Source organism: Streptomyces sp. NPDC036815, from assembly GCF_055609205.1.
In genome coordinates this window covers 68,310-94,331 of sequence record NZ_JBVJPW010000022.1, presented here as the reverse complement: position 1 = coordinate 94,331, position 26,022 = coordinate 68,310, and the positions used below count along the sequence as shown (strand labels likewise).

Here is a 26,022-nt window from a genome sequence, read left to right as displayed (position 1 = left end):
CCCTTCCCGTACGCGGGGTGGCCGGGATAACGTGCCGGTGTTCCGGCCCCCTGCCAGGCTGTGATCAGTGCTGTGACCAGGACGTGTTCCTCCCATTCTCGATTTACTCGGTAATCCAAGCAATCAGGTACTTGGATTTCCGAGTAAATTCGCAGGTCAGATGGGGTTTCACAGAAATGGGAAGCACTGGGTAACGTGCATTGAGCAGGGTGCTCGCCGGGGCACCTGTCACGCCTGTTCCCGGCCGAGTCGCACCCACCCCGTGCGCGGGCTTGTGGACGGGCGAGCCGCACTGGCCATCCCGGTAACCCCGGGGGCCGGACCGACGGAGGAGCACACGTGACCGTGGAGAGCACCGCCGCGCGCAAACCGCGCCGCAGCAGTACGGGCGGCGGCAAGCGCGCCAGCGCCAAGAAGGCCGCGCCGCAGAAGAGCACGGAGCCCGAGCTCGTACAGCTGCTGACCCCCGAGGGCAAGCGCGTCGAGAACGCCGAGTACGACGCGTACGTCGCGGACATCACCAGTGAGGAACTGCGCGGCCTGTACCGCGACATGGTCCTCACCCGCCGCTTCGACGCCGAGGCCACCGCCCTGCAGCGCCAGGGCGAGCTGGGTCTGTGGGCCTCGCTGCTCGGCCAGGAGGCCGCCCAGATCGGCTCCGGCCGGGCCACCCGGGACGACGACTACGTGTTCCCCACGTACCGCGAACACGGCGTCGCCTGGTGCCGTGGGGTGGACCCGACGAACCTGCTCGGCATGTTCCGCGGCGTGAACAACGGCGGCTGGGACCCGAACAGCAACAACTTCCACCTGTACACGATCGTCATCGGCTCGCAGACGCTGCACGCCACCGGCTACGCCATGGGCGTCGCCAAGGACGGCGCCGACTCGGCCGTGATCGCGTACTTCGGGGACGGTGCCTCCAGCCAGGGTGACGTGGCCGAGGCGTTCACGTTCTCCGCGGTCTACAACTCCCCGGTCGTGTTCTTCTGCCAGAACAACCAGTGGGCGATCTCCGAGCCCACCGAGAAGCAGACCCGCGTGCCGCTCTTCCAGCGCGCGCAGGGCTACGGCTTCCCCGGTGTGCGGGTCGACGGCAACGACGTGCTCGCCGTGCTCGCCGTCACCAAGTGGGCCCTGGAGCGGGCCCGTACGGGTGAGGGTCCCGCGCTGATCGAGGCGTTCACGTACCGCATGGGCGCGCACACCACCTCCGACGACCCCACCAAGTACCGCAGGGACGAGGAGCGGGAGGCCTGGGAGGCCAAGGACCCGATCCTGCGCCTTCGCGCCTTCCTGGAGTCCGAAGGTCACGCGGATGAGGGATTCTTCGCGGAACTCGACGACGAGAGCGAAGCGTTGGGCAAGCGAGTGCGAGAGGTGGTGCGGGCGATGCCGGATCCGGATCTGATGGCGATCTTCGAGAACGTCTATGCCGACGGCCACGCGCTGGTCGACGAGGAGCGCGCCCAGTTCGCCGCCTACCAGGCGTCGTTCGCGGACGCCCCCGCGGGCGGGGAGGGCAAGTAACCATGGCTGTCCAGAAGCTTCCCATCGCCAAGGCGATCAACGAATCGCTGCGCACCGCGCTGGAGAACGACCCCAAGGTCCTCATCATGGGTGAGGACGTCGGCAAGCTCGGCGGCGTCTTCCGCGTGACGGACGGGCTGCAGAAGGACTTCGGCGAAGAGCGGATCATCGACACCCCGCTCGCCGAGTCGGGCATCGTCGGCACGGCCATCGGACTCGCCCTGCGGGGCTACCGCCCGGTGGTGGAGATCCAGTTCGACGGCTTCGTCTTCCCGGCGTACGACCAGATCGTCACGCAGCTCGCGAAGATGCACGCGCGGGCGCTCGGCAAGGTCAAGATGCCGGTCGTCATCCGCATTCCGTACGGCGGCGGCATCGGCGCCGTCGAGCACCACAGCGAGTCGCCCGAGACGCTCTTCGCGCACGTGGCGGGGTTGAAGGTGGTCTCCCCCTCCAACTCGGCCGACGCGTACTGGATGATGCAGCAGGCCATCCAGAGCGACGACCCGGTGATCTTCTTCGAGCCGAAGCGGCGCTACTGGGACAAGGGCGAGGTCGACAAGGACGCGATCCCCGGCCCCCTGCACAAGGCCGTCGTCGCCCGCGAGGGCAGCGACCTCACGCTCGCGGCGTACGGCCCGATGGTGAAGGTCTGCCTGGAGGCGGCCGCGGCCGCCGCGGAGGAGGGCAAGTCCCTGGAGGTCGTGGACCTGCGCTCGATGTCGCCGATCGACTTCGACACCGTGCAGTCCTCGGTCGAGAAGACGCGGCGGCTCGTCGTCGTCCACGAGGCCCCGGTCTTCCTGGGCACGGGCGCGGAGATCGCGGCGCGCATCACCGAGCGGTGCTTCTACCACCTGGAGGCGCCCGTGCTGCGGGTCGGCGGCTATCACGCGCCGTACCCGCCGGCGCGCCTGGAGGAGGAGTACCTGCCGGGCCTTGACCGGGTGCTCGACACCGTCGACCGCTCGCTTGCGTACTGAGGAGAGGAGCGTGACGACGATGACTGAGACCGCTCTTGCCGAGTTCAGGATGCCCGACGTGGGCGAGGGACTCACCGAGGCCGAGATCCTCAAGTGGTACGTGCAGCCGGGTGACGAGGTCACCGACGGCCAGGTCGTGTGCGAGGTCGAGACGGCCAAGGCCGCGGTCGAGCTCCCCATCCCCTTCAACGGCGTGGTGCGGGAACTGCGCTTTCCCGAGGGCACCACGGTCGATGTCGGCCAGGTGATCATCGCGGTGGACGTGTCGGGCGGGGCGGGTGCCGTGGCGGCCGCTCCGGAGACGGCCGAGACCGCCGAGGCGGCGCCCGCGGCGGCCGCCGCACCGGCGCAGGCGGAGCCCGAGGCCGAGCCCGATGTGCCGCAGGGCCGTCAGCCCGTGCTCGTCGGGTACGGGGTCGCCGAGTCCTCGACCAAGCGGCGGGCCCGTAAGACCGGTTCCGCGGACGCCCAGGGCCAGGGCCAGGGCCAGGACGTGCGGGTGAACGGGAACGGCGCCAGGCCGCTGGCCAAGCCGCCCGTCCGCAAGCTCGCCAAGGACCTCGGCGTCGACCTGGCGACGGTCGTCCCGTCCGGGCCCGACGGGGTCATCACCCGCGAGGACGTGCACGCCGCGGTGGCCCCGGCCGCCGAGTCCGTGCCCGCCCCGCAGGCCGCGCGGGCACCGGAACAGGCCTCCGCCGCGGCGGCCGCGGCCGCCCCCGTGGTGTCCACCGACGCCCGCGAGACCCGTATCCCGGTCAAGGGCGTCCGCAAGGTCACCGCACAGGCGATGGTCGGCTCGGCGTTCACGGCGCCGCACGTCACGGAGTTCGTGACGATCGACGTGACGCGCACGATGAAGCTGGTCGAGGAGCTCAAGCAGGACAAGGCGTTCGAGGGGCTGCGGGTCAATCCGCTGCTGCTGATCTCCAAGGCCCTGCTCGTGGCGATCAAGCGGAACCCCGACGTCAACGCCGCCTGGGACGAGCCGAACCAGGAGATCGTCCAGAAGCACTACGTGAACCTGGGCATCGCCGCGGCCACTCCGCGCGGTCTGATCGTGCCGAACATCAAGGACGCGCACGCCAAGACCCTGCCCGAACTGGCCGAGTCGCTCGGCGAGTTGGTCTCCACGGCCAGGTCCGGCAAGACCTCGCCCGGTGACATGCAGGGCGGCACGGTCACGATCACGAACGTCGGCGTCTTCGGCGTCGACACGGGCACGCCGATCCTCAACCCGGGCGAGTCCGCGATCCTCGCGGTCGGCGCGATCAAGCTCCAGCCGTGGGTCCACAAGGGCAAGGTCAAGCCGCGCCAGGTGACGACGCTCGCGCTCTCCTTCGACCACCGCCTGGTGGACGGGGAGCTCGGCTCCAAGGTGCTCGCCGATGTCGCGGCGATCCTGGAGCGGCCGAAGCGGCTGCTGACCTGGGCGTAAGACACCGAGTCAGAAGAGAGGGGCCCGCCGCGTCGCCGCGGCGGGCCCCTCTCGTTGCGCTGCTTCCGGGTCAGGCGACCTTGAAGCCGTAGTCGAGGAGCTTCTTCGCGTCCGCCGTGCGGTTGTTCACGGACGACGAGGTCAGCACGGTCCCGACGACCGTCTTGCCGTTGCGGGTCGCCGCGAAGACGAGGCAGTACTTCGCCTCGGGGCCGGAGCCCGTCTTCACGCCGATGGCGCCGCGGTAGGAGCTGAGCAGGTTGTTCGTGTTGGACCACGACATGTAGCGGTAACCACCGCTCTTCGTCGTGACCTTCTGCTTGGTCGACTTGGTCTTCACGACCGTGCGGAACTGCGAGTACTTCAGCGCGTTGCTCGCGAGCTTCGTCAGGTCGCGCGGCGTCGAGTAGTTGCTGCCGTTCCCGATGCCGTCGAACGAGTCGAAGTGGGTGTTCTTCAGGTTCAGGTTCTTTGCCGTCGTGTTCATCTGGCCGATGAAGTTCTTCACGCGGGCGGCGCGGGACGAGCCCTTGCCGAACTTGTCGGCCAGCGCGTACGCGGCGTCGCAGCCGGACGGCAGCATCAGACCGTAGAGGAGCTGACGGACGGTGACCTTGTCGCCGACGATGAGGCGCGCCGACGAGGCGGAGTTCCTGACGATGTAGTCGCTGTAGGCCTTCTGGACCGTGACCTTGGAATTCAGGTTCAGGTTCCGCTGGCCGAGCACGACGCGCGCCGTCATTATTTTCGTCGTCGAGCCGGTGGAACGACGGGTGTCGGCGGCCTTGGTGAAGAGGCTCTTACCCGTGCCGTTGTTCATCGCGAAGCCGCCCTTGGCGACGATCGACGGCTTCGGCGGTGCGGCCGCGTGGGCCGTGGTGGTGAGGGCGCCGCCGGCCAGCATCGCGCTCGCGGTGACGAGAACGGCCGATGTGCGACGTACGCCCTTAATGCCGGTATTCAAGTTGGATACTCCAAATGCCCCTGGGCTGCGGCTGCATGAGGATGCCGCTCACTCAGTAGACGAGTGAGGGGGGCCGATGGATGTGCCGGAACGGCCAGGAATTCTGCTGGAGGTGCCCGCGATGTGGACGGCTGTTCCTGTGTATACGTGTTGTATCTATGCTGTGCCCATGCCAGCCGCCACCACCGCCACCACCACCGCTCGCACCGACACCACCACCGGCCTCACCACCGGTCTCGCCGCCGCCAAGCGGCCCCCTGCCGCCGAGCGCGTCTACGCCCACGTGAAGCAGGCCGTCCTGGAGCGCCGCTACGAGGGCGGCACGCTCCTGACCGAGGGCGAGCTCGCCGAGGCCGTGGGGGTGTCCCGCACTCCGGTGCGCGAGGCGCTGCTCAAACTGGAGGTCGAGGGCCTGCTGCGGCTCTACCCGAAGAAGGGCGCCATGGTGCTGCCCGTCTCCGCGCAGGAGATCGCGGACGTCGTCGAGACGCGGCTGCTCGTCGAGACGCACGCGGTGCGCAAGGCGGTGCCGGCCCCGGCAGGACTGATCGGCCGCCTCGCGGAGCTCCTGGACCGCCAGCGCGAGCAGGCGGCCGCCGGCGACCTCGCGGGGGCCGCGGTCACCGACCGGTGCTTCCACGCGGAGATCGTCCGCAGCGGCGGGAACGAGATCCTCTCGCGCCTCTACGACCAGCTGCGGGACCGCCAGCTGCGGATGGGGGTCGCCGTGCTGCACTCCCACCCCGACCGGATCGCGAAGACCCTGACGGAACACGAGGAGATCCTCGACGCGCTGCGGCGCGGTGACGCCGAGGCGGCGGTGGGCGTCGTCACCCGGCACGTCGGCTGGTTCCAGAACCTGGCGCGGGGTGACGTCCGATGAGTTCCGCGGACGCGGCGGGGTCCGCCACCGGCGCGCTGCCGGGCGACCCGCCCGGCGGCCGCAAGGCGGTGCTCGTCTGGTCCGTCGGCGTCTCCGTCTACTTCGTGGCCGTCATCTTCCGGACGTCCCTCGGCGTCGCGGGCCTCGACGCCGCGGACCGCTTCCACGTCAACGCCTCCGCCCTCGCGACCTTCTCCATCCTCCAGCTGCTCGTATACGCGGGCATGCAGATACCCGGCGGCCTGATGGTCGACCGGCTCGGCACCAAGAAGGTGCTGACGATCGGGGTCGTCCTCTTCACGGTCGGGCAGCTCGGCTTCGCCTTCTCGCCCACGTACGCCATGGCGCTCGTCTCCCGTGCTCTGCTCGGCTTCGGCGACGCGCTGACCTTCATCAGCGTCCTGCGGCTCGGCGGCCGCTGGTTCCCGGCGCGGCGCGGCCCGATGATCGCCCAGCTCGCGGGGCTCCTCGGCATGGCGGGCAACCTCGTCTCGACCCTCGTCCTCGCCCGGCTGCTGCACTCCGTCGGCTGGACCGCGGCCTTCGCGGGCAGCTCGCTCTGCGGCGTCGTCGTCCTCGTCCTGCTGACGCTGTTCCTGCGGGACCACCCCGAGGGTCACGAGCCGCGCCCTTCGGCGCACAGCGGTACGGCCTACGTGCGCAGGCAGATCGCCCTGTCCTGGCGGGAGCCCGGCACCCGGCTCGGCATGTGGGTGCACTTCACCACGCAGTTCCCCGCGATGGTCTTCCTGCTCCTGTGGGGCCTGCCGTTCCTCGTCGAGGCGCAGGGCCTCTCGCGGGCGACGGCCGGTGAACTGCTCACGCTCGTCGTGCTGTCCAACATGGTCATCGGCCTCGTCTACGGCCAGATCGTGGCCCGGCACCACGCAGCGCGCCTCCCGCTGGCGCTCGGCACGATCGGGGCGACGGCCACGGTCTGGGCGGCCACGCTGGCCCACCCCGGGGACCACGCCCCGCTGTGGCTGCTGATCGTCCTGTGCACGGTGCTCGGCGCCTGCGGGCCCGCCTCCATGATCGGCTTCGACTTCGCACGGCCCGCCAATCCGCAGGAGCGGCAGGGCACGGCCTCGGGCATCACCAACATGGGCGGCTTCGTCGCCTCCATGACGACGCTGCTCGCGATCGGTGTGCTGCTCGACGCGACCGGCGACAACTACCGCGTGGCGTTCTCCGCGGTGTTCGTCCTGGAGGCGCTCGGGGTCAGCCAGATCCTGCGGCTCAAGTCGCGGGCGGTGCGCAGGGAACGGGAGCAGCTGGTCGCCAGCCGGGTCGAGGCCGTGCACGTCCCGGCCTGACGGCCCGGCCCGCGGTCACGGGGTGACCGCGAAGTCCCGCAGGATCGCCTCCGCCAGGTCGTGGTCGCCCTCGACCTTGACCCGGTCCGCGACGGCGCCGTACGTCACGCGCCCGCACGCGAGCCTGACGTATGTCTCCCAGTCGAGGGCGATGGTGGCGAGGGGGCCCAGCGAGGGCGTGCTGTCGACGGTGCCCTTGCCCTCGGCGTCCACGCGGACCGTGCGCAGGAACTCGACGGGGCCGCTCACGTCGAGGACGACCGCCGAGTTCGGGGGCGCGCCCGCCTTCTTCGCGACGACCTTGGCGAGGCCGAGGAGGAGCATGTCGCGGGCGACGTACGCGCCCGCGGAGTCGAGGTTGCCGGGCTTGCGCAGCGTCGTACGGAGGTCCTGCTCGTGGACCCACACGTCGAAGGCCCGCAGCCGCATGGCCAGTTCGAGGGTCTGCTCGGTGCCCAGCGGGCCGCGGATCTTCGTCGAGGGGTCCCGCGACTCGTTCCGCAGCTGCCGGGTGCGGCGGATGAGCGTGTACTCCAGCTCGGAGGTCATCTCCGGCGCGGTGTGGTGGCGCCGCACGTCGACCTGAACCTCCATGTACCGCTGGGCCTCGGTCTGTACGTGGTAGAGGTCGCGGGGCAGGGTGTGGATCGGGCGGGGGTCACCCAGCATCTCGCATTCGAGGCCTATGACGTGGGAGACGATGTCGCGCACCGACCAGCCGGGGCAGGGGGTCGCCCAGCTCCACTCTCCCTCGGCGAGCGGAGACACCAGCTCGGATATCGCTTCCACGGACTGCGTCCAGGCATCGGCGTAGGTTTGCAGGCTGGGATGGAGACTCACGGGACCCCTTGCGGTTGTACGCGGGCGGTGGGTGTCTGAGACGTTAAGTTACGCTGCCCGCAGGCACCCCGGCAGTGCTTTCGTGTGACGATCGTAGGCCGTGCCAACGGCTCGAATGCCAGGACGGTGGTAGTGTGCGCGCCTCCCTCATCCAGATCGCCGTAGACGAGGACGAACCGGTCAATTCCCGTCGGTCGCGGGTCGCTTCGCTGGTACGCGAAGTGAGCGCGCGGGACGGTTCCGATCTGGTCGTCCTTCCCGAACTGTGGACCACGGGCGCCTTCGCGTACGAGTCCTTCGCGGCCGAGGCGGAGCCCCTCGAAGGGCCGACGTACGAGGCCATGGCGAAGGCCGCGAGCGAGGCGGGCGTGTGGCTGCACGCGGGCTCGATCCCCGAGCGGGACCCCGACGGGCCGCTCTACAACACCTCGCTCGTCTTCTCCCCGGCCGGCGAGCTCGCCGCCGCCTACCGGAAGATCCACCGCTTCGGCTTCGACAAGGGCGAGGCCGTCATGATGGCGGCCGGCTCCGAGCTGGCCACGTTCCGTACGCCGGACACCACGCTGGGCCTCGCCACCTGCTACGACCTGCGCTTCCCCGAGCTCTTCCGGGGGCTCGTCGACGCGGGCGCGGAGATGTTCGTGGTGCCCGCGGGGTGGCCCGCGCGGCGCCTGGAGCACTGGCTGCTCCTCGCGCGGGCGCGGGCGGTCGAGGACCAGGTGTACGTGCTGGCCTGCGGCACGGGCGGGACGCACGCGGGGGTGCCGCAGGCCGGGCACAGTGTCGTCGTCGACCCGTGGGGCGCGGTGCTCGCGGAGGCGGGGGACGGCGAGGAGACCCTCACCGTCGATCTCGACCCCGCGAGGGTCGCGGCGACGCGGGAGCAGTTTCCGGCGCTGAAGGACCGGCTGCTGGGGCAGGCCCCGCCCCCGCGTCCCTGAGGCACGACTGCGTCGGGGCGCCCGGTGTGCGGGGCCTCCCCTTCCGGTTCGCGGCCGCGGGTTCGTTGTGGCTGGTCGCGCGGTTCCCCGCGCCCCTGGTGCGGCTTCGCCGCTCATGCGTCCCCCTCGCGCTCCTTCTCCGCGAGGCGGATCACGCAGACCGCGACGGCGAGGAGGAGCGCGGGGTCGGCGTCCTCGCGGGTGATCTGGAGGCCGTACGTCTCGCGTACGTGGAACCAGCGGCGGGAGATGTCGGCGAGGAGTTCACCGTCGTACTCGATGGCGAACTCGCGGTCGAGGATCTTGCCGCTGACGTCCAGTTCGGTGCCGTCGACCAGGGAGACGCGGTAGTGGTTGCGCAGCAGTGACAGGCGCTTGCGCTGCACGCGAGCGAGCGCCTCGCCCGCGCGTTCGATGACCATCGTGTCGCGCAGGGCGAGCAGTTTGGCGTGGATCTCGATGAGGACCCTGCCCTGCATGTCCTTCAGCTCGAAGGTGTCGCGCAGGCGCATCGCCTTGCCGTCGACGAGGAAGACCTTGCGGCCCTGGTCGTCCTCGATCCAGTAGTCGTCGCCGATGCCGAGCATGCGGTCGCGTACGAGAAGTCTCATGACGCCATGACTACCCCGAAGCGCCGCACACCGGACATCAGGCGCGGCGTGAGGGGGCCGTCAGTAACCGCGGGGCTGCTGCTCCGGTTCGACGACCGTGGTCGGCGGGACCACGGCACGCCTGCGCTTGGCGATGCTGGTGAAGACGGCGACGCCGATGAGCCCCACGGCCATCATGATGACTCCGGTGACGGTGAGGTTGATCCCCTCCATCTCCCAGTCGGTCGCGAACGTGAGGATGGCACCCGCGGCGATCAGAATGATGCATCCGCCCAGGCCCATGAGGACCGCCTCCCTGCTGTAGTGGCTACGAAGTCACCGTGTACCCGGGTCCTTCGCAGCCACACAGACATTCGGGGGGCGGCCCTTCCGTTCAGCCCTCCAGGAACGCCACGAGGGCGTTGGCCAGGAGGTGCGGGTCGTCCGCGCCGCACAGCTCGCGCACGCTGTGCATGGACAGGATCGCGACGCCGATGTCGACGGTCTTGATGCCGTGCCGCGCCGCGGTGATGGGGCCGATCGTCGTGCCGCACGGCATCGCGTTGTTGGAGACGAACGACTGGAAGGGGACGCCCGCCTTCTCGCACGCGGCGGCGAAGACCGCGCGGCCCGAACCGTCCGTGGCGTAGCGGTTGTTGACGTTGACCTTCAGGATCGGGCCGCCGTTGGCGCGCGGGTGGTGCGTCGGGTCGTGCCGCTCGGCGTAGTTGGGGTGCACGGCGTGGCCGGTGTCGGAGGAGAGGCAGATGGTCCCGGCGAAGGCGCGGGCCTTGTCCTCGTACGAACCCCCGCGGGCGAACACGGACCGCTCCAGGACGCCGCCGAGCAGCGGGCCGTCGGCGCCGGTGTCGGACTGGGAGCCGTTCTCCTCGTGGTCGAAGGCGGCGAGCACGGGGATGTAGGGGAGGTCCTCCTGGGCGGCGACGGCGGCGAGGGCGGCCGTCGCGGCGTGCACGGACAGGAGGTTGTCCATGCGGGGGCCCGCGACCAGTTCGCGGTCGCGGCCGAGGTAGGCGGGCGGTTCGACGGAGTACGTCATGAGGTCCCAGCCGGTGACGTCGCCCTCGCCGAGGCCCGACTCCTCCTCCAGGAAGCGGATGAGGTCGCCCTCGTGGACGTCGTCGCCGAGGCCCCAGATGGGCTGCATGTGCTTCTGCTTGTCGAGCTTGAGCCCGTCGGTGTGCACGGACCGGTCCATGTGGATGGCCAGTTGGGGCACGCGCAGCAGCGGCCGGTCGATGTTCACGAGACGGGTGGTGCCGTCGCGCAGGGAGAGGCGTCCGGCGAGGCCGAGGTCCCGGTCGAGCCAGGAGTTGAGCAGCGGTCCGCCGTAGATCTCGACGGCGACCTGGCGCCAGCCGTGGACGCCCGCGTCGGGCTGCGGTTTCACGCGGAGGTTGGGGGAGTCGGTGTGCGCGCCGACGATGCGGAAGGGGGTGTGCGCGGCGGCGTTCTCCGGCACGTACCAGGCGATGATGGCACCGCCCCGCAGCACGTACTTCCCGCCGGTCGTGCCGTCCCAGGCCTCGGTCTCCTCGACCTGCCGGAAACCGGCCTTCTCCAGACGCTCGGCGGCGCTCGCCACGGCGTGGTACGGCGTGGGGCTCGCCGCGAGGAAGGACATGAGGTCTTCGGTGTGGCCGCGATCGAAGGGCCCGGAGGGTGTGCGCATGCCAGCCAGCCTAATGGCGCGGCCGTCCGGGTGGCGGGGCGATCAGAGGCGGTCGATCCCGGTGGCCGAGGGCATACGACGATGCCGCCACCCGAAAGAACAGGTGGCGGCATCGCGCCGACGTGCGGGAGGAACCCGTACGGGCAGGCGTACTAGAACGCCGCCTCGTCCAGCTCCATCAGGTCCAGGTCGACCGCCTCGGCGAGCTTGCGCTCGGCGGCGACGTTCGGGAGGACGTTCGTGGCGAAGAACTTGGCCGCGGCGATCTTGCCCGCGTAGAAGGCCCTGTCCTTCGCGGAGGCCGTCTCCAGCTTCTCGGCGGCGACCGCGGCACCGCGAAGCAGCAGGTAGCCGACGACGACGTCGCCCGAGGCCATCAGGAGACGGGTGGTGTTCAGGCCCACCTTGTAGATGGACTTCACGTCCTGCTCGGTCGCCGCGAGGTCGGTCAGCATGACGCCGACGATGGCCTCGAGCTCGACCGCGGCCTTGGCCAGCTCCTCGCGGGCGCCGGCGAGGGCCTCGCCGCCCGTGCCGACGGCGAGGAACTTCTTGATCTCCTCGGCGAGGCCGTTCAGCGCGGCGCCCTGGTTGCGGACGATCTTCCGGAAGAAGTAGTCCTGGCCCTGGATCGCCGTCGTGCCCTCGTAGAGGGTGTCGATCTTGGCGTCCCGGATGTACTGCTCGATGGGGTACTCCTGGAGGTACCCCGAGCCGCCGAACGTCTGGAGCGACTGCGCCAGCTGCTCGTAGGACTTCTCCGAGCCGTAGCCCTTCACGATCGGGAGCAGCAGGTCGTTGAGGGCGTGCAGCTGCGACGCGTCCTCGCCCGCCGCCTCCTTGACCTGGATGTCGTCCTGGACGGCCGCGGTGTGCAGCACCAGGGCGCGCATGCCCTCCGCGTACGCCTTCTGCGTCATCAGGGCGCGGCGCACGTCCGGGTGGTGAGTGATCGTCACCTTCGGCGCGGTCTTGTCCATGAACTGGGCCAGGTCGGGGCCCTGCACGCGCTCCTTGGCGTACTCCAGGGCGTTGAGGTAGCCCGTGGAGAGCGTCGCGATGGCCTTCGTGCCGACCATCATGCGGGCGAACTCGATGATGCGGAACATCTGGCGGATGCCGTCGTGCTTGTCGCCGATCAGCCAGCCCTTGGCGGGGTGCTGGTCGCCGAACGTCATCTCGCAGGTGTTGGAGGCCTTGAGGCCCATCTTGTGCTCGACGTTCGTGGCGTAGACGCCGTTGCGCTCGCCCAGCTCGCCGGTCTCCCAGTCGAACTCGTACTTCGGTACGAGGAAGAGGGAGAGGCCCTTCGTGCCGGGGCCGTGGCCCTCGGGGCGGGCGAGGACGTAGTGGAGGATGTTCTCCGACATGTCGTGCTCGCCGGACGTGATGAAGCGCTTCACGCCCTCGATGTGCCAGGAGCCGTCCTCCTGCTGCACGGCCTTCGTGCGGCCCGCGCCCACGTCCGAACCGGCGTCCGGCTCGGTCAGGACCATCGTCGAGCCCCACTGCTTCTCGACGGCGATCTCGGCGACCTTCTTCTGCGCCTCGTTGCCCTCCTCGAAGAGGATGCCGGCGAACGCGGGACCCGAGGAGTACATCCACACGGCCGGGTTCGCGCCGAGCAGCAGCTCCGCGTAGCCCCAGATCAGGGAGCGCGGCGCGGTGGTGCCGCCGATCTCCTCGGGCAGGCCGAGGCGCCAGTACTCGGAGTCCATGAAGGCCTGGTAGCTCTTCTTGAAGGACGCGGGCACGGGGGCGGTGTTGGTCGCCGGGTCGAAGACCGGCGGGTTGCGGTCCGCGTCCTCGAAGGACTCGGCCAGCTCGTTCTCGGCGAGGCGGCGCAGCTCGTCGAGGATGCTCTTGGCGGTGTCGACGTCCATCTCCGCGAACGGGCCGGTGCCGTACAGCTTGTCGCGGCCGAGCACCTCGAAGAGGTTGAACTCGATGTCGCGGAGATTCGACTTGTAGTGGCCCATGGCGAAGGCTCCGTAAGCAGGAAAAGGGGTGGATACCAGTAAGTAGCTACGATGATGCTACCCGTCGGTAATAAGACGCAACCCCTAAGCGCCCATCTGTGACTCAGTACGCTTACGCGCATGTACGGCTACGACCAGAACCCCGGCGCCCAGCAGCAGTACGCACCGCCGGGGGCGCAGCCACCGCCGCAGCAGATGTCGGGCATGCCCGGCGGTGGGTACGGCCAGCAGCCTCCGCTCTATCCCGAGCCCTCGCCGCCGTCCCTCGCGGACGCGGTGCGCGCCTTCACCACGGGCTCGATGTCCGCCGAGGACTTCCAGCAGGTCTTCGCCACGTCGAAGGTCTACTGCCCGCGCGGCGACAACCCCGGCTTCCTCGCGCTGCACAACACCCAGCAGCCCGTGATCCCGATGTTCACCTCCCTCAAGGAGCTGCGCCGGTACGCGGGCAAGGACTCCAAGTACTTCGTGATCACCGGCGCCGAGGTCATCGACCTGCTCCCGACCGGGTACGGCTTCGTCCTGGACATGGAGGGCGAGCACCGCATGGTCTTCGACGCGAAGGCCGTGGAGCAGATGGTCGACTTCGCGATGCGCCGCATGTACGGATGACGTTCCGCCGGTACGTATGACGCTCCGCCGGTACGGATGCCCTTCCCTACCGGCGGCCGGACGGGGGACTGCGGGCGCCGCCGCGTCAGGTGAACGGGTGACAGGCCGGGTGGGGGGCCCGGCCGCTCGGGGCCCGTCACCGATGCTCTGACCTATGCCCTCGCCCCTGATCCCGTGCCGCGCCGCCGCCCCGAGGGGCCCCGCTCCCGTCTTGCGCCGCCGCCCCGCCCGCCTCGTGAGCGCCCTCGCGACCGTCGCCGCGGGCGCTGCGCTGCTCGGGGCGGCCCCGGCCCCCGGGGCGGGCGCCGAGACCGCCGCCGAGCGCGCCCGCCGTGACTTCCTCGACCACGGTCCCAAGGCCGGTGTCATGATCGCCGCCCACCGGGGCCAGTGGCACAAGGCCCCCGAGAACAGCGTCGCCGCGATCCGGGCGGGCTTCGCGGACGGCGCCGGGATCGTCGAGGTGGACGTCCGGCTGACCAAGGACAAGGTCCCCGTCCTGATGCACGACGCGACCGTGGACCGCACCACGAACGGCACCGGCCGCGTCGCCGACCTCACCCTCGCCCACCTGCGCGGCCTGCGCCTTCGCGCGGGTCTCGGGGGCCGCCGGACCGCGCTCACCGGCGAACGGGTCCCCACCCTCGCCGAGGCCATGAAGGCCGCGCGCCCGCTCGGCCTCGTCAATCTCGACCAGGCGTGGAAGGACCGCGAGGCCGTCTGGCGGGTCCTTGAGGAGACCGGCACCGTGCGCTACGGCCTCTTCAAGTCGCAGGCTCCGGTGCCGGAGGTGCGGGCGTTCCTCGGCCGCCATCCGGGCGCGCTGTACATGCACCTGGTGGACGACACCAACGCCGGATCGGTCGCGGAGTTCGGCAAGGGCCGCCCGCCCGCCTTCGAGGTGGTCTTCGACGACGTCCACGACAAGGTGGCCCAGGGCGCCTTCGTCCAGGGGCTGCGGGCGACCGGCCGCGTCTGGTTCAACACGATGCGCGACGGCTTCGCCGCCCGGTTCACCGACGAGGCCTCGCTGATCTCCCCCGCGCGCGGCTGGGCCAGGCTCATCGCCGACTACAAGGCGACGATCCTGCAGACCGACAACGTCGAGGCGCTCAGGACGTACCTGAGGACGGGCGCCGTGGGTGGGGTGCCGCCCGGCGCGGTCCGCGTCCAGGCGGAGAACTACGCCCCGGGCGGCGAGGGCAGGGCCTACCACGACACCGACGCGGGGAACCGGGGCGACGGTCCCGGGCGGCGCGGCGACGGCGTCGACGTGTGCGACCACGACGGCGCGGTGGTGGTCTGCTGGATGCGCGGCTCGGAGTGGCTGACCTACGGAGTGGACGTGCCCAAGGCCGGGCGCTACACCCTCAAGGCCCGGGCGTCCTCCCCGTACTCGCCCGCCGGGACCTACCGGATCGCCTACGACGGCGGCAGGCCCGGCAAGGCCGTGCACGTCGCCGACACGACGGCCCACCACGCCTTCACGCTCCAGGACAGCCGTGACCCGCGGCAGCTGGCGCGCGGCCGCCACACCGTGCGGCTCTCCCTGGACGCGGGCGCCTTCCAGAACTGGAATCTGGACTACCTGCAGCTGGAGCCGGTCGGGCCGTGACGTCGGCGACCGGCTGACCCGCGGGGGTCGGCCTGCGGGAACGATCCGCGGGGCCCGGCCTGCGGGAACGATCCGCGGGGACGATCAGGATCAAGCCACCCGCGCGGCCTTGTGCAGCCTCGTTCGGCCCGGAGGGAATGCCCTCCGGGCCTCGTTCGTTCAAGTGGCAGAAAGTTCTACGTTCAACTAAAGTGGACGCACAAGGAGGTACCGACCATGCCTGCAGTGACTGTCGAGAACCCGCTGACCCTGCCCCGAGTGGTGACACCGGCCGACGCGACGGCGCGCCCCGTGCTCGCCGTGACCACCGCGCCGAGCGGCTTCGAGGGCGAGGGGTTCCCGGTGCGCCGGGCCTTCGCGGGAATCAATTACAAGTACCTCGACCCGTTCATCATGATGGACCAGATGGGCGAGGTGGAGTACGAGGCGGGCGAGCCCAAGGGCACTCCCTGGCACCCGCACCGCGGCTTCGAGACGGTCACGTACCTGATCGACGGGACCTTCATCCACCAGGACTCCAACGGTGGCGGCGGCACGATCGGGAACGGCGACACCCAGTGGATGACGGCGGGCTCCGGCCTGCTGCACATCGAGGCGCCGCCCGAGTCCCTCGTCATGTCCGGCGGCCTCTTCCACGGCCTCCAGCTGTGGGTGAACCTGCCCGCCAAGGACAAGATGATGGACCCCCGCTACCAGGACATCCGCGGCGGCCAGGTCCAGCTGCTCTCCACGCCCGACGGCGGCGCGCTGCTCCGCGTCATCGCCGGAGAGCTCGACGGGCACGAGGGCCCCGGCATCACGCACACGCCGATCACGATGATCCACGCGACCGTGCGGCCCGGCGCCGAGGTGACGCTGCCCTGGCGCGAGGACTTCAACGGCCTCGCGTACGTCCTCGCGGGGCGCGGCACGGTCGGTGCCGAGCGCCGACCGGTCCACCTGGGGCAGACGGCCGTCTTCGGCGCGGGCTCCTCGCTGACCGTCCGCGCGGACGAGCGGCAGGACGCGCACGCCCCCGACCTGGAGGTCGTGCTGCTCGGCGGCCGGCCCATCCGGGAGCCGATGGCCCACTACGGCCCGTTCGTGATGAACAGCCAGGCGGAGCTGCGCCAGGCCTTCGACGACTTCCAGAAGGGGCTGCTCGGGACGGTGCCGGCGGTGCACGGGATGTAGCGGTTCGGGTGCGCGGTCGGCGAGAGCCGCGGTAGCAGCAACAAGTCGGACGATCAGGGACCCGCGTCGCAGAGGCGGGTCCCTGTTTGATGCCATTTCAGTGGCTCCGGGATCAGTCCTTCCGGGCGCGGACCTGGCGTGCGATCTCAACGTCCTTCTCAAGTGCGCTCAGACGGGGAGGAGTCCTCGAATCGTCCAGAACCACCACGTGAAGTCGGTCCCCGACCTGCGGGGGTTCAACGTCGTCCGACCACCAGGAAGGGTGTTTCGTCTGGTCGATGAAACCCTTCTCGCCATCGATGTCCACCACGGCGCCGACCATGCTGACGCCCGTGATCACGGCGTCGAACTCCTGCTCATTGCTGATCATGTTTCCCGTCCTGTGCCATCACGCTCGAAGCCGACTGTTCGCCCGGCCGTCGAAGTCCGTCCCGGAGAACGGACGCCCAGCTGGGGCGTATGCATGTAGCGGTACATAACGTGCGCGGGTGGAGGGCCCGTGATCGGGTGGGGGAGGTGAGCACCCTCCTGCCCGAGTCTGTGCGGCGTCTCGCCGCGTGGTGTGTCGTCCTCCTTCTCGTCGCCGGTGTGGCCGCCGTGGGGGTCTGGCTCTGCGTCACTTTCAAGACAGCCGTGACGCCCGTCCTGCTCGCGCTCCTCGGGACCGCGCTGCTCGGCCCGCTGTACCGGCGGCTGCTCAAGCTGAGGGTGCAGCGCTCCCTGGCCGCCGGGCTGACCTGCGCGGCCGTCGTCGCCGTCGTCGGCGGGGCCACGTACATCGTGGTCAAGGCGCTGATCGACAGCGGCGACCAGATCATCTCCTCCCTCAAGCAGGCCGCCGCGGACCTCTCGAAGTACTTCGGGGCCGCGGGCACGTCGCTCGACGACATGGCGTCCAACGCCAAGGAGCTCTTCGGGAAGTTCGGCGGGACGGCCGCGTCCGGCGTGATCAGCGGGCTCAGCACGGTCGGCGAGATGATGGCGATGGCCGTCCTCGCCCTGCTCCTCGTCTTCTTCTTCCTGCGCGACTCCGAGCGCGCGATGGGCTCGTTGCGGTCGCTCGCGCCCGGTGACAGCGCCGACACCATCGAGGCGATGGCGCGGCGCGCGTTCGAGGCCATCGAGGGCTTCATGCGCGGCACGACGATCATCGCGTTCATCGACGCGCTCTGCATCACGGTGGGGCTGCTGATCCTGGGTGTTCCCGGTGCGTGGGGGCTGGGGGCGCTGGTCTTCGTCGGGGCGTACATCCCCTACCTGGGGGCGTTCCTGTCCGGCGCGGTCGCGGTCCTGGTCGCCCTCGCGGACCGGGGCTTCGCGATCGCGCTGTGGACGTTGGGGGTGGTCTTGGCGGTGCAGGTTCTGGAGGGTCACATCCTGCAGCCCATGATTCAGAGCCGCACCGTGCAGATGCATCCTGCGGTGGTGATGTTGGCGATCACTGCGGGGGCGTCGGTGGCGGGGATTCTGGGGATGTTGCTGGCGGTGCCGTTGACTGCGGCGGCGTTCGGGGTCGTGTCGGAGTTGCGGGGCCGCTACGCGTAGCGGCCCGCTGGGGCCGGGCCCGGTCACCCGGGGCCCGGCGCCCGGGTGTTGGCCCCCGGGGCCGGGCCTCTGCGCCGTTCCTCGCGCCCCTGGGGGGAGGGGGCTGGGGGTTGGACTCTGTCTGCGGGCCGGTTCTGGGCTGGTCGCGCAGTTCCCCGCGCCCCTGGGGGTGGGGCTGGGCGTGCGGCTTTTTCTGCGGGGTGGTTCTGGGCTGGTCGCGCAGTTCCTCGCGCCCCTGGGGGGTGAGCGTCACCGGAAAGGAACAGCAACCCCTCTACCCCCTACCCCTCCTCCCCTCCATCCGCCTCGTACAGCTCGAACCAGATGCTCTTTCCGTCACCCCGGGGGTCCACCCCCCACGCCCCGGCCAGCAACTCCATCAGGACCAGACCCCGCCCGGACGACGCCAGCTCGCCGGGATCACGCCGGTGCGGCAGGTCGTCGCTGCCGTCCGCCACCTCCGCCCGCAGCCTCCGCGCCCCCGGCGCCCCCGTGACCTCCGCCACCAGCAGCGCGTCGCCGTCCGTGTGGACGAGGACGTTCGTGAGCATCTCGGAGACCATCAGGACCGCCGAGTCGACCTGGTCGTCGTGCGCCCAGTCGTGCAGCAGGTCCCGGAGATGGCGGCGCGCCCCCGCGACCCGCTCCGGTTCGGCCTGGGCGACCGTCAGGACGGTGCGGCGGGCGTCCGTGCGCTGTTCGGGGCGGCCCGTCCGGCTCAGCAGCAGCACCGCTATGTCGTCCTCCCTGCGGTCCGCGAGCGGGCCCGTGGTGTGGTGGGAGGAGGGCCCGTGCACGGCCTGTACGAGGGAGTCCGCGAGCTGCTCCAGGGCATCCGGCTCGCCCTGCCCGGGGTACGCCTCCAGGATCGCCCTGATCCGCGACCAGCCGCTGTCCAGATCGTGGCCGCCCGTCTCGATCAGCCCGTCGGTGCAGATCAGCATGGTCTCGCCGGGTTCGAGGACGAGCCGCGTGGTGGGGTAGTCCGCGTCCGGGTCGATGCCGAGCGGCAGGCCCCCCGCCGTGGGCCGCAGGAGAACCGTTCCGTCGCTCATGCGTATCGCGGGCTCCGGGTGCCCCGCGCGGCCGATCTCCAGGACGCCGGTCGCCGGGTCGGCCTCCACGTACAGGCAGGTCGCGAACCGCGGGTCGTACGCCGTGGCCCGGTCCTCGCCCGTGCCGCTCGACCCGTAGGTGATGGACTCCGTGATCCCGGAGAGGAAGCGGGTGGCGCGGGAGAGCACCGCGTCGGGGCGGTGTCCCTCGGAGGCGTACGCGCGCAGCGCGATCCGTAGCTGCCCCATCAGGCCCGCCGCCCGCACGTCGTGCCCCTGCACGTCGCCGATGACGAAGGCGATGCGGCCGCTGGGCAGCGGAATCATGTCGTACCAGTCGCCGCCGACCTGAAGCCCGCCGCCGGTCGGCACGTACCGGGCGGCCACGCTCATCCCCGGGATCTGCGGTCCGAGCATCGGCAGCATCGAGCGCTGCAGCCCCTCGGTCAGCTCCCGCTCGGACTCCGCGACCCCGGCCCGCGAGAGCGCCTGCGCCAGCATCCGGGCCACCGTCGTCAGGACGGACCGCTCGTCCGGCGTGAACGAGACGGGATACGTGAAGGCCGCCATCCACGTGCCCATCGTGCGCCCGGCGACGGTCAGCGGCAGGAACGCCCACGACTGCCGCTCGAAACGGCTGGCCAGCGGCCAGGCGGCGGGATAGCGCCTGCGGTAGTCCTCCGGAGTGGAGAGGTAGACCGCCCGGCCCGTGCGCACCACTTCCGCGGCCGGATAGTCGGTGTCCAGAGGCATCGCCGAGAACGGGCCGTCGTCGCCGGGCTGGTGGCCGTGGTGCCCGATGATCGTCAGCCGCTCGCCCTCCACCCCGAAGACCGCGAGGCCGTCCGGCGAGAACCCCGGCATGGAGAGCCCCGCGGCGACCCTGAGCACTTCCTCCGTGGACCGCGCCTCCGCGAGCGCGCGCCCCGCGTCGAGCAGGAACGCCTCGCGGGAGCGGCGCCAGTCGCCCGTGACCGGCGTGCGCGCGGCGCTCCCCGGCGCGGGGTCGGTGACCTCCTGCAGGGTGCCGATCAGCTCGTACGCCTCGGTCGTCCCGTGCAGCACGGGCTTGGAGCGGCTGCGGACGACCCGCACGACGCGCCGTCCCGTCTCGTCCATGATCCGCAGACGGGCCTCGGCGAGGGTGCCCTCGGCGACGGCGAGCTGGACGGTTCCGTAGATCTCGTTCCAGTCGACCGGGTGGAAACGGGAGCGCACGCCCGCCTCGGACAGGGTCTGGGGCCGTGCGGGCAGGCCGAGCAGCCGGGCCGCCTCGGCGTCGAGCGTGACGGTCCCCGAGGCGTTGTCCCAGCGCCACAGTCCGGTCGCGATGGCCGTCAGGACGTCCCGTACGGGTGGCAGGGAGTCATCTCCCACCGGTGGCAGGGGATCGTCGGTGCGCATTGACCCACTTTAGGAAGATGTACACCCGCGCCGCCACCGAGCCCCGTCGTCACCGGCCCTCCCCCGGGCGGCTCCCGGGGCCTCCCGCGCCATCTCCCGCGCATATCCGGAAAGCGATCTTCGCCCGGACGGTAGCCTTGGGGACTGTCTGCTCTCTCCCCTATTCGCGAAGACTGGATGAACGACGATGCATCGGTACAGGTCCCACACCTGCGGCGAGCTCCGCGCCTCTGACGTCGGCACCGACGTCCGGCTGAGCGGCTGGCTGCACAATCGCCGAGACCTGGGCGGCATTCTCTTCATCGATCTCCGCGATCACTACGGGATCACCCAGCTGGTGGCCCGCCCGGGCACCAAGGCCGCCGAGGTCCTGGACAAGCTGTCCAAGGAGACCGTCGTCCGCGTCGACGGCAAGGTCGTCTCGCGCGGCACGGACAACGTGAACCCGGAGCTGCCGACCGGCGAGGTCGAGATCGAGGCCGCCGAGGTCGAGGTGCTCGGCGCGGCGGGCCCGCTGCCCTTCACGATCAACGCCGAGGACGGGGTGAACGAGGAGCGCCGGCTGGAGTACCGCTTCCTCGACCTGCGCCGCGAGCGCATGCACCGCAACATCATGCTGCGCTCCGCCGTCATCGCCTCCATCCGCTCCAAGATGGTGGCCCTCGGCTTCAACGAGATGGCGACGCCGATCCTCACCGCGACCTCCCCCGAGGGCGCGCGCGACTTCGTCGTCCCCTCCCGCCTGAACCCCGGCAAGTTCTACGCGCTGCCGCAGGCCCCGCAGCAGTTCAAGCAGCTGCTGATGATCTCGGGCTTCGACCGGTACTTCCAGATCGCGCCGTGCTTCCGCGACGAGGACGCCCGCGCGGACCGCTCGCCGGGCGAGTTCTACCAGCTCGACGTCGAGATGAGCTTCGTGGAGCAGGAAGACGTCTTCCGGCCCATCGAGAAGCTCATGACGGAGATCTTCACCGAGTTCGGCAACGGCCGCGAGGTCACGTCTCCCTTCCCGCGCATCCCGTTCCGCGAGTCGATGCTGAAGTACGGCAACGACAAGCCGGACCTGCGCGCCAAGCTCGAACTGCACGACATCACGGACGTGTTCGAGGGCTCGGAGTTCAAGGCCTTCGCGGGCAAGCACGTGCGCGCGCTGCCCGTCCCGGACACGGCGTCGCAGTCCCGCAAGTTCTTCGACGGCCTCGGTGACTACGCGGTCGAGCAGGGCGCGAAGGGCCTGGCCTGGGTGCGCGTCGCCGAGGACGGGTCGCTGACGGGCCCGATCGCGAAGTTCCTGACGGAGGGGAACGTCGAGGAGCTGACGAAGCGCCTCTCCCTCGTCCCCGGCCACGCCGTGTTCTTCGGCGCGGGCGAGTTCGACGAGGTCTCGAAGATCATGAGCGCGGTGCGCGTCGAGGCGGCCAAGCGCGCGGGCCACTTCGAGGAGGGCGTCTTCCGCTTCTGCTGGATCGTCGACTTCCCGATGTACGAGAAGGACGAGGACACCGGCAAGATCGACTTCTCCCACAACCCCTTCTCGATGCCGCAGGGCGGCATGAAGGACCTGGAGGAGAAGGACCCGCTCGACATCCTCGCCTGGCAGTACGACATCGTCTGCAACGGCATCGAGCTCTCCTCCGGCGCCATCCGGAACCACGAGCCCGAGGTCATGCTCAAGGCCTTCGAGATCGCGGGGTACGACGCGGAGACCGTCGAGCACGAGTTCGCGGGCATGCTGCGCGCGTTCCGCCTCGGCGCCCCGCCGCACGGTGGCATCGCCCCCGGCGTCGACCGCATGGTCATGCTCCTCGCGGACGAGCCGAACATCCGCGAGACGATCGCCTTCCCGCTCAACGGCAACGCGCAGGACCTGATGATGGGCGCGCCGACGGAGCTGGACGAGTCGCGGCTGCGGGAGCTGAACATCTCGCTGCGGAAGCCCGCGGCGCAGTAGCGGAATTCCCCCTCGGCGGAGGGCGGTTACGTCGAAGCCCCCGGAACCTCTGGTTCCGGGGGCTTTTGGGTTTCGCTTTCGGCTTGCGGGGGCGGTGTGGCTGGGTGCGCGGTTCCCCGCGCCCCTAAGCGGCGTGGGTCGGGGAGGAGTTGGCTTCTGCCTCTGCCCACTCCGTCACGAGCCGCTCGTACACGAGGCGTTCGTCGGGGCGGAGGCGTCCGCCGGCGCGCAGCCACAGCGCACGGATGTCCTCGTTGACCTCGTCGGCGGTGCGTCGCCGTTCGGGGGAGGGAGTCGTGGCCATGTCGTGAAGCTTACGTAGGCAGGTGTGAAGGCGGCGTCAATTTAAGCCGTCTCCCCGCATGACTTAGCTCACCGTGATGTGTGGCAACCGTTTCAGTGGGCAGTCGCACCGAGTCTGACCTGCAGTCCGTCGAGCACGCGCTGGAGTCCGTAGGCGAAGGTCTCCGCGCGCTCCCTCTCCGGGTCCCCGGCGTACGCCCTCCGGCCCCCGCCCGCCCCCTCGGCCCGCAGGCTCTCCGCGAACTCCCGTTCCGACCTGCCGCTTCGGGCGATCAGCGAGAGGTAGGCGGCCTCACTGGTGGCCATCCCGATCACGTACGAGAGGACGGTGTTGAGGGCCAGTTCGGTCTCGTCCGCGGGGAATCCGGCCGCCCGGTACACGGCGGCCATGCGCTCCGACATCTTCGTCACGTTCGGCCCGAGGTGGATGAGGCCGACCTGACCGAGCACGGAGGCGACCCAGGGGTGGCGCAGAATCATCGCTCGCAGGCTGTCGGCGCTGCGGCCGGCGGCGTCGCGCCAGTCGTCGGCTCCCTGTGCGGTGGGCACGGTCAACTCGCCGTACACCTCGTCGACGACCAGCTCGATCAGCTCGTCCTTGTTGGCGACGTGCCGGTAGAGCGAGGTGGCACCGGCGTCGAGCCGGGTGCCGAGCTTGCGCATGCTGAGCGCTTCGACCCCGTCCGCATCGAGCAGCCGCACGGCTTCGGCCACGATCTGCTCCCGGCTGAGCTGTTCGCGCTGCTTGCGGGGGCGGGTCCACACCGAGGCGATCTCGGGCTTGGGGTCGGTGGGCAAGGGGGCCTCCTCGGGCGGCGCCGGATGGTCCCCTGCACGGTAGCGCACGCTGTACGCAAGCTGCGCACAGCGCTTTCGCGTCCTGGGCCCCGGGGAGTCTCAGCCGTTCCGCTCGTCCGGCTCGTCGAACAAGTCGTCCGCGTGGGTGGCTGTGGCGGTGCGGGTGAGCCAGTGGTCGAGGGTGGGGAGGTCGGTGCAGCTCTCGATGCGTTCGCGGGCGGTGTCGGAGATGGGAACGTCGCGCAGCTCCAGGAAGCGGAGGATCGCTTTGGCCTCGCCCTTGGCTTTGCCCTCGAGATACTTCTCCTCGGCGAGGGTGCCCTGTCCGGGGAAGTAGATATCCGCAGCCATCTTCACCAAGTCCTTCCAGGCGACTCGGGCCGGGGTGTCTCCCAGGCCCGCGTCCAGCAGTTGCCAGTAGTGGTCGAACGTGCCTTCTCGGGGTCCCGGCGTTGCTGAGCCTCGATGACCAGGAGGAACGCGCGGCCGTTCGGTTCGCTGACGCGGAGCAGGGTATCGATGGGCCGGGTCTCGGTGACGTCGGTAGTGATCACCTCGACGATGGGGCTTTCGGGGAGTGCCACGCCCAGGATGCGGAAGATCGGCTGCAGGGCCTCGGGCCGCTCCCGGAAGATTCGGCCCTGGAGACCGAGGCGTTGAAGGACTGGGTGCACTGACCGCCGCACGGCGAAGGGCCGGAACCCGCCGTGGGGTTCCGGCCCTTCGGTCGTGGCAGGCGTGCCGCTACGCGGTCGGCTTCTCCTCCAGGCGCGGGAACAGCACCGCGCCCTTCGTGACCGTCGCGCCCGCGGGCAGCGTGCCCCACGTGCCGGCCGCGGCGAGCTCCTGGTCGGCGAGGGCGCCGAGGAGGGGCTCCGCGCCGAGGGAGTCCCAGAGCTTCTGGGACGTCTCGGGCATGATCGGGTTGAGGAGGACCGCCACGGCGCGCAGCGATTCGGCGGCCGTGTAGAGGATCGTCGCGAGGCGGGCCTTGCCCGGCTCGGAGTCGTCCTTCGCCACCTTCCACGGCTCCTGCTCCGTGATGTAGCCGTTGACCTGCTTCACGAAGTCGAAGATCGCCAGGATGCCGCCCTGGAAGTCCAGTTCCTCGCCGATCTTCCGGTCGGCCTCGGCGACCGCCTTCGTCAGGCCGTCCTGGACCGCCTGCTCGGCGTCGCCGGACGCCGTCGCCGCGGGCAGCTCGCCGCCGAAGTACTTGCCGACCATCGCCGCGACGCGGGACGCGAGGTTGCCGTAGTCGTTCGCCAGCTCGCTCGTGTAGCGGGCGGAGAAGTCCTCCCAGGAGAACGAGCCGTCGCTGCCGAACGTGATCGCGCGCAGGAAGTACCAGCGGTAGGCGTCCACGCCGAAGTGCGAGGTCAGGTCCTGCGGCTTGATGCCCGTCAGGTTCGACTTCGACATCTTCTCGCCGCCGACCATCAGCCAGCCGTTCGCGGCGACGCGCCCCGGCACCGGCAGGCCCTGCGCCAGCAGCATCGCGGGCCAGATCACCGCGTGGAAGCGGAGGATGTCCTTGCCGACGAGGTGCACGTTCGCGGGGAAGGTCGAGGTGAACTTCTCCTCGTTCGCGCCGTAACCCACCGCCGTCGCGTAGTTCAGGAGCGCGTCGACCCACACGTAGATGACGTGCTTGTCGTCCCAGGGGACCGGGACGCCCCAGTCGAACGTCGACCGGGAGATGGAGAGGTCCTGAAGGCCCTGCTTGACGAAGTTCACGACCTCGTTGCGGGCCGACTCGGGCTGGATGAAGCCCGGGTTCGCCTCGTAGAGGGCGAGGAGCTTGTCGCCGTACTCGCTCAGCTTGAAGAAGTAGTTCTCCTCCTGGAGGAGTTCCACCGGCTTCTTGTGGATCGGGCAGAGCTTCTGTCCGGAGAGGTCACCCTCGCCGTCGATCAGGTCGCCGGGGAGCTTGTACTCCTCGCAGCCCACGCAGTACGGGCCCTCGTAACCGCCCTTGTAGATCTCGCCCTTGTCGTAGAGGTCCTGGACGAACTCCTGGACGCGGTCGGTGTGACGCTTCTCCGTCGTACGGATGAAGTCGTCGTTCGCGATGTTCAGGTGCTCCCAGAGGGGCTTCCAGGCCTCGGTGACGAGCTTGTCGCACCACTCCTGGGGGGTGACGTCGTTCGCCTCGGCCGTGCGCATGATCTTCTGACCGTGCTCGTCCGTGCCGGTGAGGTACCACACCTTCTCGCCGCGCTGACGGTGCCAGCGCGTGAGCACGTCCCCTGCGACGGTCGTGTAGGCGTGGCCCAGGTGAGGAGCGTCGTTTACGTAGTAGATGGGGGTCGAGACGTAGAACGCCTTCGCGTTCTCGCCCGCTCCCTGCTTCTCGGATCCAGTGGCCGCCATGGTCGAAATCCTAACGGCCGGATGGAGATCGACTCA

24 protein-coding genes are annotated in these 26,022 nt (G+C 70.1%); 11 read left to right on the top strand and 13 right to left on the bottom strand.

The genetic code is table 11. The features are described 5' to 3' along the window. Positions 1-339 precede the first annotated feature (339 nt). The 3 genes from pdhA to ACZ69I_RS32220 are packed head-to-tail and all read left to right on the top strand — an operon-like array spanning position 340 to position 3,951. Positions 340-1,530, top strand: coding sequence for a pyruvate dehydrogenase (acetyl-transferring) E1 component subunit alpha (gene pdhA, locus ACZ69I_RS32230; RefSeq protein WP_467674533.1), 1,191 nt, complete (start codon positions 340-342; stop codon positions 1,528-1,530). A gap of 2 nt (positions 1,531-1,532) precedes the next feature. Continuing rightward, positions 1,533-2,513, top strand: coding sequence for an alpha-ketoacid dehydrogenase subunit beta (locus ACZ69I_RS32225; RefSeq protein ID WP_467674531.1), 981 nt, complete (start codon positions 1,533-1,535; stop codon positions 2,511-2,513). A 10-nt stretch (positions 2,514-2,523) separates the two neighbouring features. Beyond that, entirely contained in the window at positions 2,524-3,951 is a 1,428-nt protein-coding gene (locus tag ACZ69I_RS32220) for a dihydrolipoamide acetyltransferase family protein (protein WP_470836119.1), read from the top strand. A 70-nt stretch (positions 3,952-4,021) separates the two neighbouring features. Here the strand turns inward: ACZ69I_RS32220 and ACZ69I_RS32215 are convergent, their stop codons facing one another. Then, positions 4,022-4,915 (bottom strand): D-alanyl-D-alanine carboxypeptidase family protein, encoded by an 894-nt coding sequence (locus tag ACZ69I_RS32215; protein ID WP_467674527.1) that lies wholly within the window; start codon positions 4,913-4,915, stop codon positions 4,022-4,024. A 169-nt stretch (positions 4,916-5,084) separates the two neighbouring features. On the opposite strand from ACZ69I_RS32215, the gene ACZ69I_RS32210 reads away from it, so the two are divergent. Both ACZ69I_RS32210 and ACZ69I_RS32205 read left to right on the top strand, forming a co-directional pair. Further along, positions 5,085-5,798, top strand: a complete 714-nt coding sequence (locus ACZ69I_RS32210; protein WP_470836117.1) for a GntR family transcriptional regulator — start codon at positions 5,085-5,087, stop codon at positions 5,796-5,798. After that, positions 5,795-7,114, top strand: coding sequence for an MFS transporter (locus tag ACZ69I_RS32205; RefSeq protein WP_467674523.1), 1,320 nt, complete (start codon positions 5,795-5,797; stop codon positions 7,112-7,114). The genes ACZ69I_RS32210 and ACZ69I_RS32205 overlap by 4 nt, the downstream gene beginning before the upstream one ends. Positions 7,115-7,129: 15 nt before the next feature. Here the strand turns inward: ACZ69I_RS32205 and ACZ69I_RS32200 are convergent, their stop codons facing one another. Beyond that, on the bottom strand, positions 7,130-7,954 hold the full coding sequence (locus ACZ69I_RS32200; RefSeq protein ID WP_470836115.1) for a maleylpyruvate isomerase family mycothiol-dependent enzyme: 825 nt from the start codon (positions 7,952-7,954) through the stop codon (positions 7,130-7,132). A 134-nt stretch (positions 7,955-8,088) separates the two neighbouring features. Here ACZ69I_RS32200 and ACZ69I_RS32195 point away from each other — a divergent pair, with 134 nt between their 5' ends. Beyond that, entirely contained in the window at positions 8,089-8,895 is an 807-nt protein-coding gene (locus tag ACZ69I_RS32195; RefSeq protein ID WP_467674519.1) for a carbon-nitrogen family hydrolase, read from the top strand. A gap of 113 nt (positions 8,896-9,008) precedes the next feature. Here the strand turns inward: ACZ69I_RS32195 and ACZ69I_RS32190 are convergent, their stop codons facing one another. From ACZ69I_RS32190 to ACZ69I_RS32175, 4 genes are all read right to left on the bottom strand, one after another. Continuing rightward, positions 9,009-9,506, bottom strand: a complete 498-nt coding sequence (locus tag ACZ69I_RS32190; protein ID WP_467674517.1) for an LURP-one-related/scramblase family protein — start codon at positions 9,504-9,506, stop codon at positions 9,009-9,011. A gap of 60 nt (positions 9,507-9,566) precedes the next feature. Then, positions 9,567-9,788 (bottom strand): DUF6458 family protein, encoded by a 222-nt coding sequence (locus ACZ69I_RS32185; RefSeq protein WP_467674515.1) that lies wholly within the window; start codon positions 9,786-9,788, stop codon positions 9,567-9,569. 91 nt (positions 9,789-9,879) lie between these two features. Beyond that, the gene (locus ACZ69I_RS32180; RefSeq protein WP_470836114.1) at positions 9,880-11,178 is read right to left on the bottom strand and encodes a M18 family aminopeptidase; all 1,299 of its coding nucleotides are present in this window, start codon (positions 11,176-11,178) and stop codon (positions 9,880-9,882) included. A gap of 152 nt (positions 11,179-11,330) precedes the next feature. Next, positions 11,331-13,157 carry an acyl-CoA dehydrogenase gene (locus ACZ69I_RS32175; RefSeq protein ID WP_470836113.1) on the bottom strand — a complete coding sequence of 609 codons (1,827 nt, stop codon included), beginning with the start codon at positions 13,155-13,157 and terminating at the stop codon, positions 11,331-11,333. A 120-nt stretch (positions 13,158-13,277) separates the two neighbouring features. Here ACZ69I_RS32175 and ACZ69I_RS32170 point away from each other — a divergent pair, with 120 nt between their 5' ends. From ACZ69I_RS32170 to ACZ69I_RS32160, 3 genes are all read left to right on the top strand, one after another. Beyond that, positions 13,278-13,769 (top strand): SseB family protein, encoded by a 492-nt coding sequence (locus tag ACZ69I_RS32170; RefSeq protein ID WP_467674508.1) that lies wholly within the window; start codon positions 13,278-13,280, stop codon positions 13,767-13,769. 154 nt (positions 13,770-13,923) lie between these two features. After that, on the top strand, positions 13,924-15,384 hold the full coding sequence (locus ACZ69I_RS32165) for a glycerophosphodiester phosphodiesterase family protein (protein ID WP_470836111.1): 1,461 nt from the start codon (positions 13,924-13,926) through the stop codon (positions 15,382-15,384). A 216-nt stretch (positions 15,385-15,600) separates the two neighbouring features. After that, positions 15,601-16,557, top strand: a complete 957-nt coding sequence (locus tag ACZ69I_RS32160) for a pirin family protein (protein WP_470836110.1) — start codon at positions 15,601-15,603, stop codon at positions 16,555-16,557. Between the two features lie 112 nt (positions 16,558-16,669). Here ACZ69I_RS32160 and ACZ69I_RS32155 read toward each other — a convergent pair whose 3' ends face one another. Next, the gene (locus tag ACZ69I_RS32155; RefSeq protein WP_470836108.1) at positions 16,670-16,927 is read right to left on the bottom strand and encodes a hypothetical protein; all 258 of its coding nucleotides are present in this window, start codon (positions 16,925-16,927) and stop codon (positions 16,670-16,672) included. Between the two features lie 146 nt (positions 16,928-17,073). On the opposite strand from ACZ69I_RS32155, the gene ACZ69I_RS32150 reads away from it, so the two are divergent. Beyond that, the gene (locus ACZ69I_RS32150) at positions 17,074-18,102 is read left to right on the top strand and encodes an AI-2E family transporter (RefSeq protein ID WP_470836106.1); all 1,029 of its coding nucleotides are present in this window, start codon (positions 17,074-17,076) and stop codon (positions 18,100-18,102) included. Between the two features lie 281 nt (positions 18,103-18,383). On the opposite strand, the gene ACZ69I_RS32145 is transcribed toward ACZ69I_RS32150, so the two are convergent. Then, positions 18,384-20,561 (bottom strand): ATP-binding SpoIIE family protein phosphatase, encoded by a 2,178-nt coding sequence (locus tag ACZ69I_RS32145; RefSeq protein WP_470836105.1) that lies wholly within the window; start codon positions 20,559-20,561, stop codon positions 18,384-18,386. Positions 20,562-20,748: 187 nt separating this feature from the next. Between ACZ69I_RS32145 and aspS the strand changes: the two genes are divergently transcribed. Continuing rightward, complete coding sequence (gene aspS / locus ACZ69I_RS32140; protein WP_467674495.1) at positions 20,749-22,512, top strand: aspartate--tRNA ligase; 1,764 nt, start codon at positions 20,749-20,751, stop codon at positions 22,510-22,512. 124 nt (positions 22,513-22,636) lie between these two features. Here aspS and ACZ69I_RS32135 read toward each other — a convergent pair whose 3' ends face one another. The 5 genes from ACZ69I_RS32135 to metG all read right to left on the bottom strand — a co-directional run bounded on the left by ACZ69I_RS32135 (position 22,637) and on the right by metG (position 25,986). After that, entirely contained in the window at positions 22,637-22,816 is a 180-nt protein-coding gene (locus ACZ69I_RS32135; RefSeq protein ID WP_467674493.1) for a hypothetical protein, read from the bottom strand. Between the two features lie 92 nt (positions 22,817-22,908). After that, positions 22,909-23,613 carry a TetR/AcrR family transcriptional regulator gene (locus ACZ69I_RS32130; protein ID WP_467674492.1) on the bottom strand — a complete coding sequence of 235 codons (705 nt, stop codon included), beginning with the start codon at positions 23,611-23,613 and terminating at the stop codon, positions 22,909-22,911. A 99-nt stretch (positions 23,614-23,712) separates the two neighbouring features. Further along, positions 23,713-23,964, bottom strand: a complete 252-nt coding sequence (locus tag ACZ69I_RS32125) for a hypothetical protein (protein WP_467674490.1) — start codon at positions 23,962-23,964, stop codon at positions 23,713-23,715. Between the two features lie 2 nt (positions 23,965-23,966). Beyond that, positions 23,967-24,197, bottom strand: a complete 231-nt coding sequence (locus ACZ69I_RS32120) for a hypothetical protein (protein WP_470836102.1) — start codon at positions 24,195-24,197, stop codon at positions 23,967-23,969. A 160-nt stretch (positions 24,198-24,357) separates the two neighbouring features. Continuing rightward, complete coding sequence (gene metG / locus ACZ69I_RS32115; protein ID WP_470836101.1) at positions 24,358-25,986, bottom strand: methionine--tRNA ligase; 1,629 nt, start codon at positions 25,984-25,986, stop codon at positions 24,358-24,360. Between the last annotated feature and the right edge of the window lie 36 nt (positions 25,987-26,022).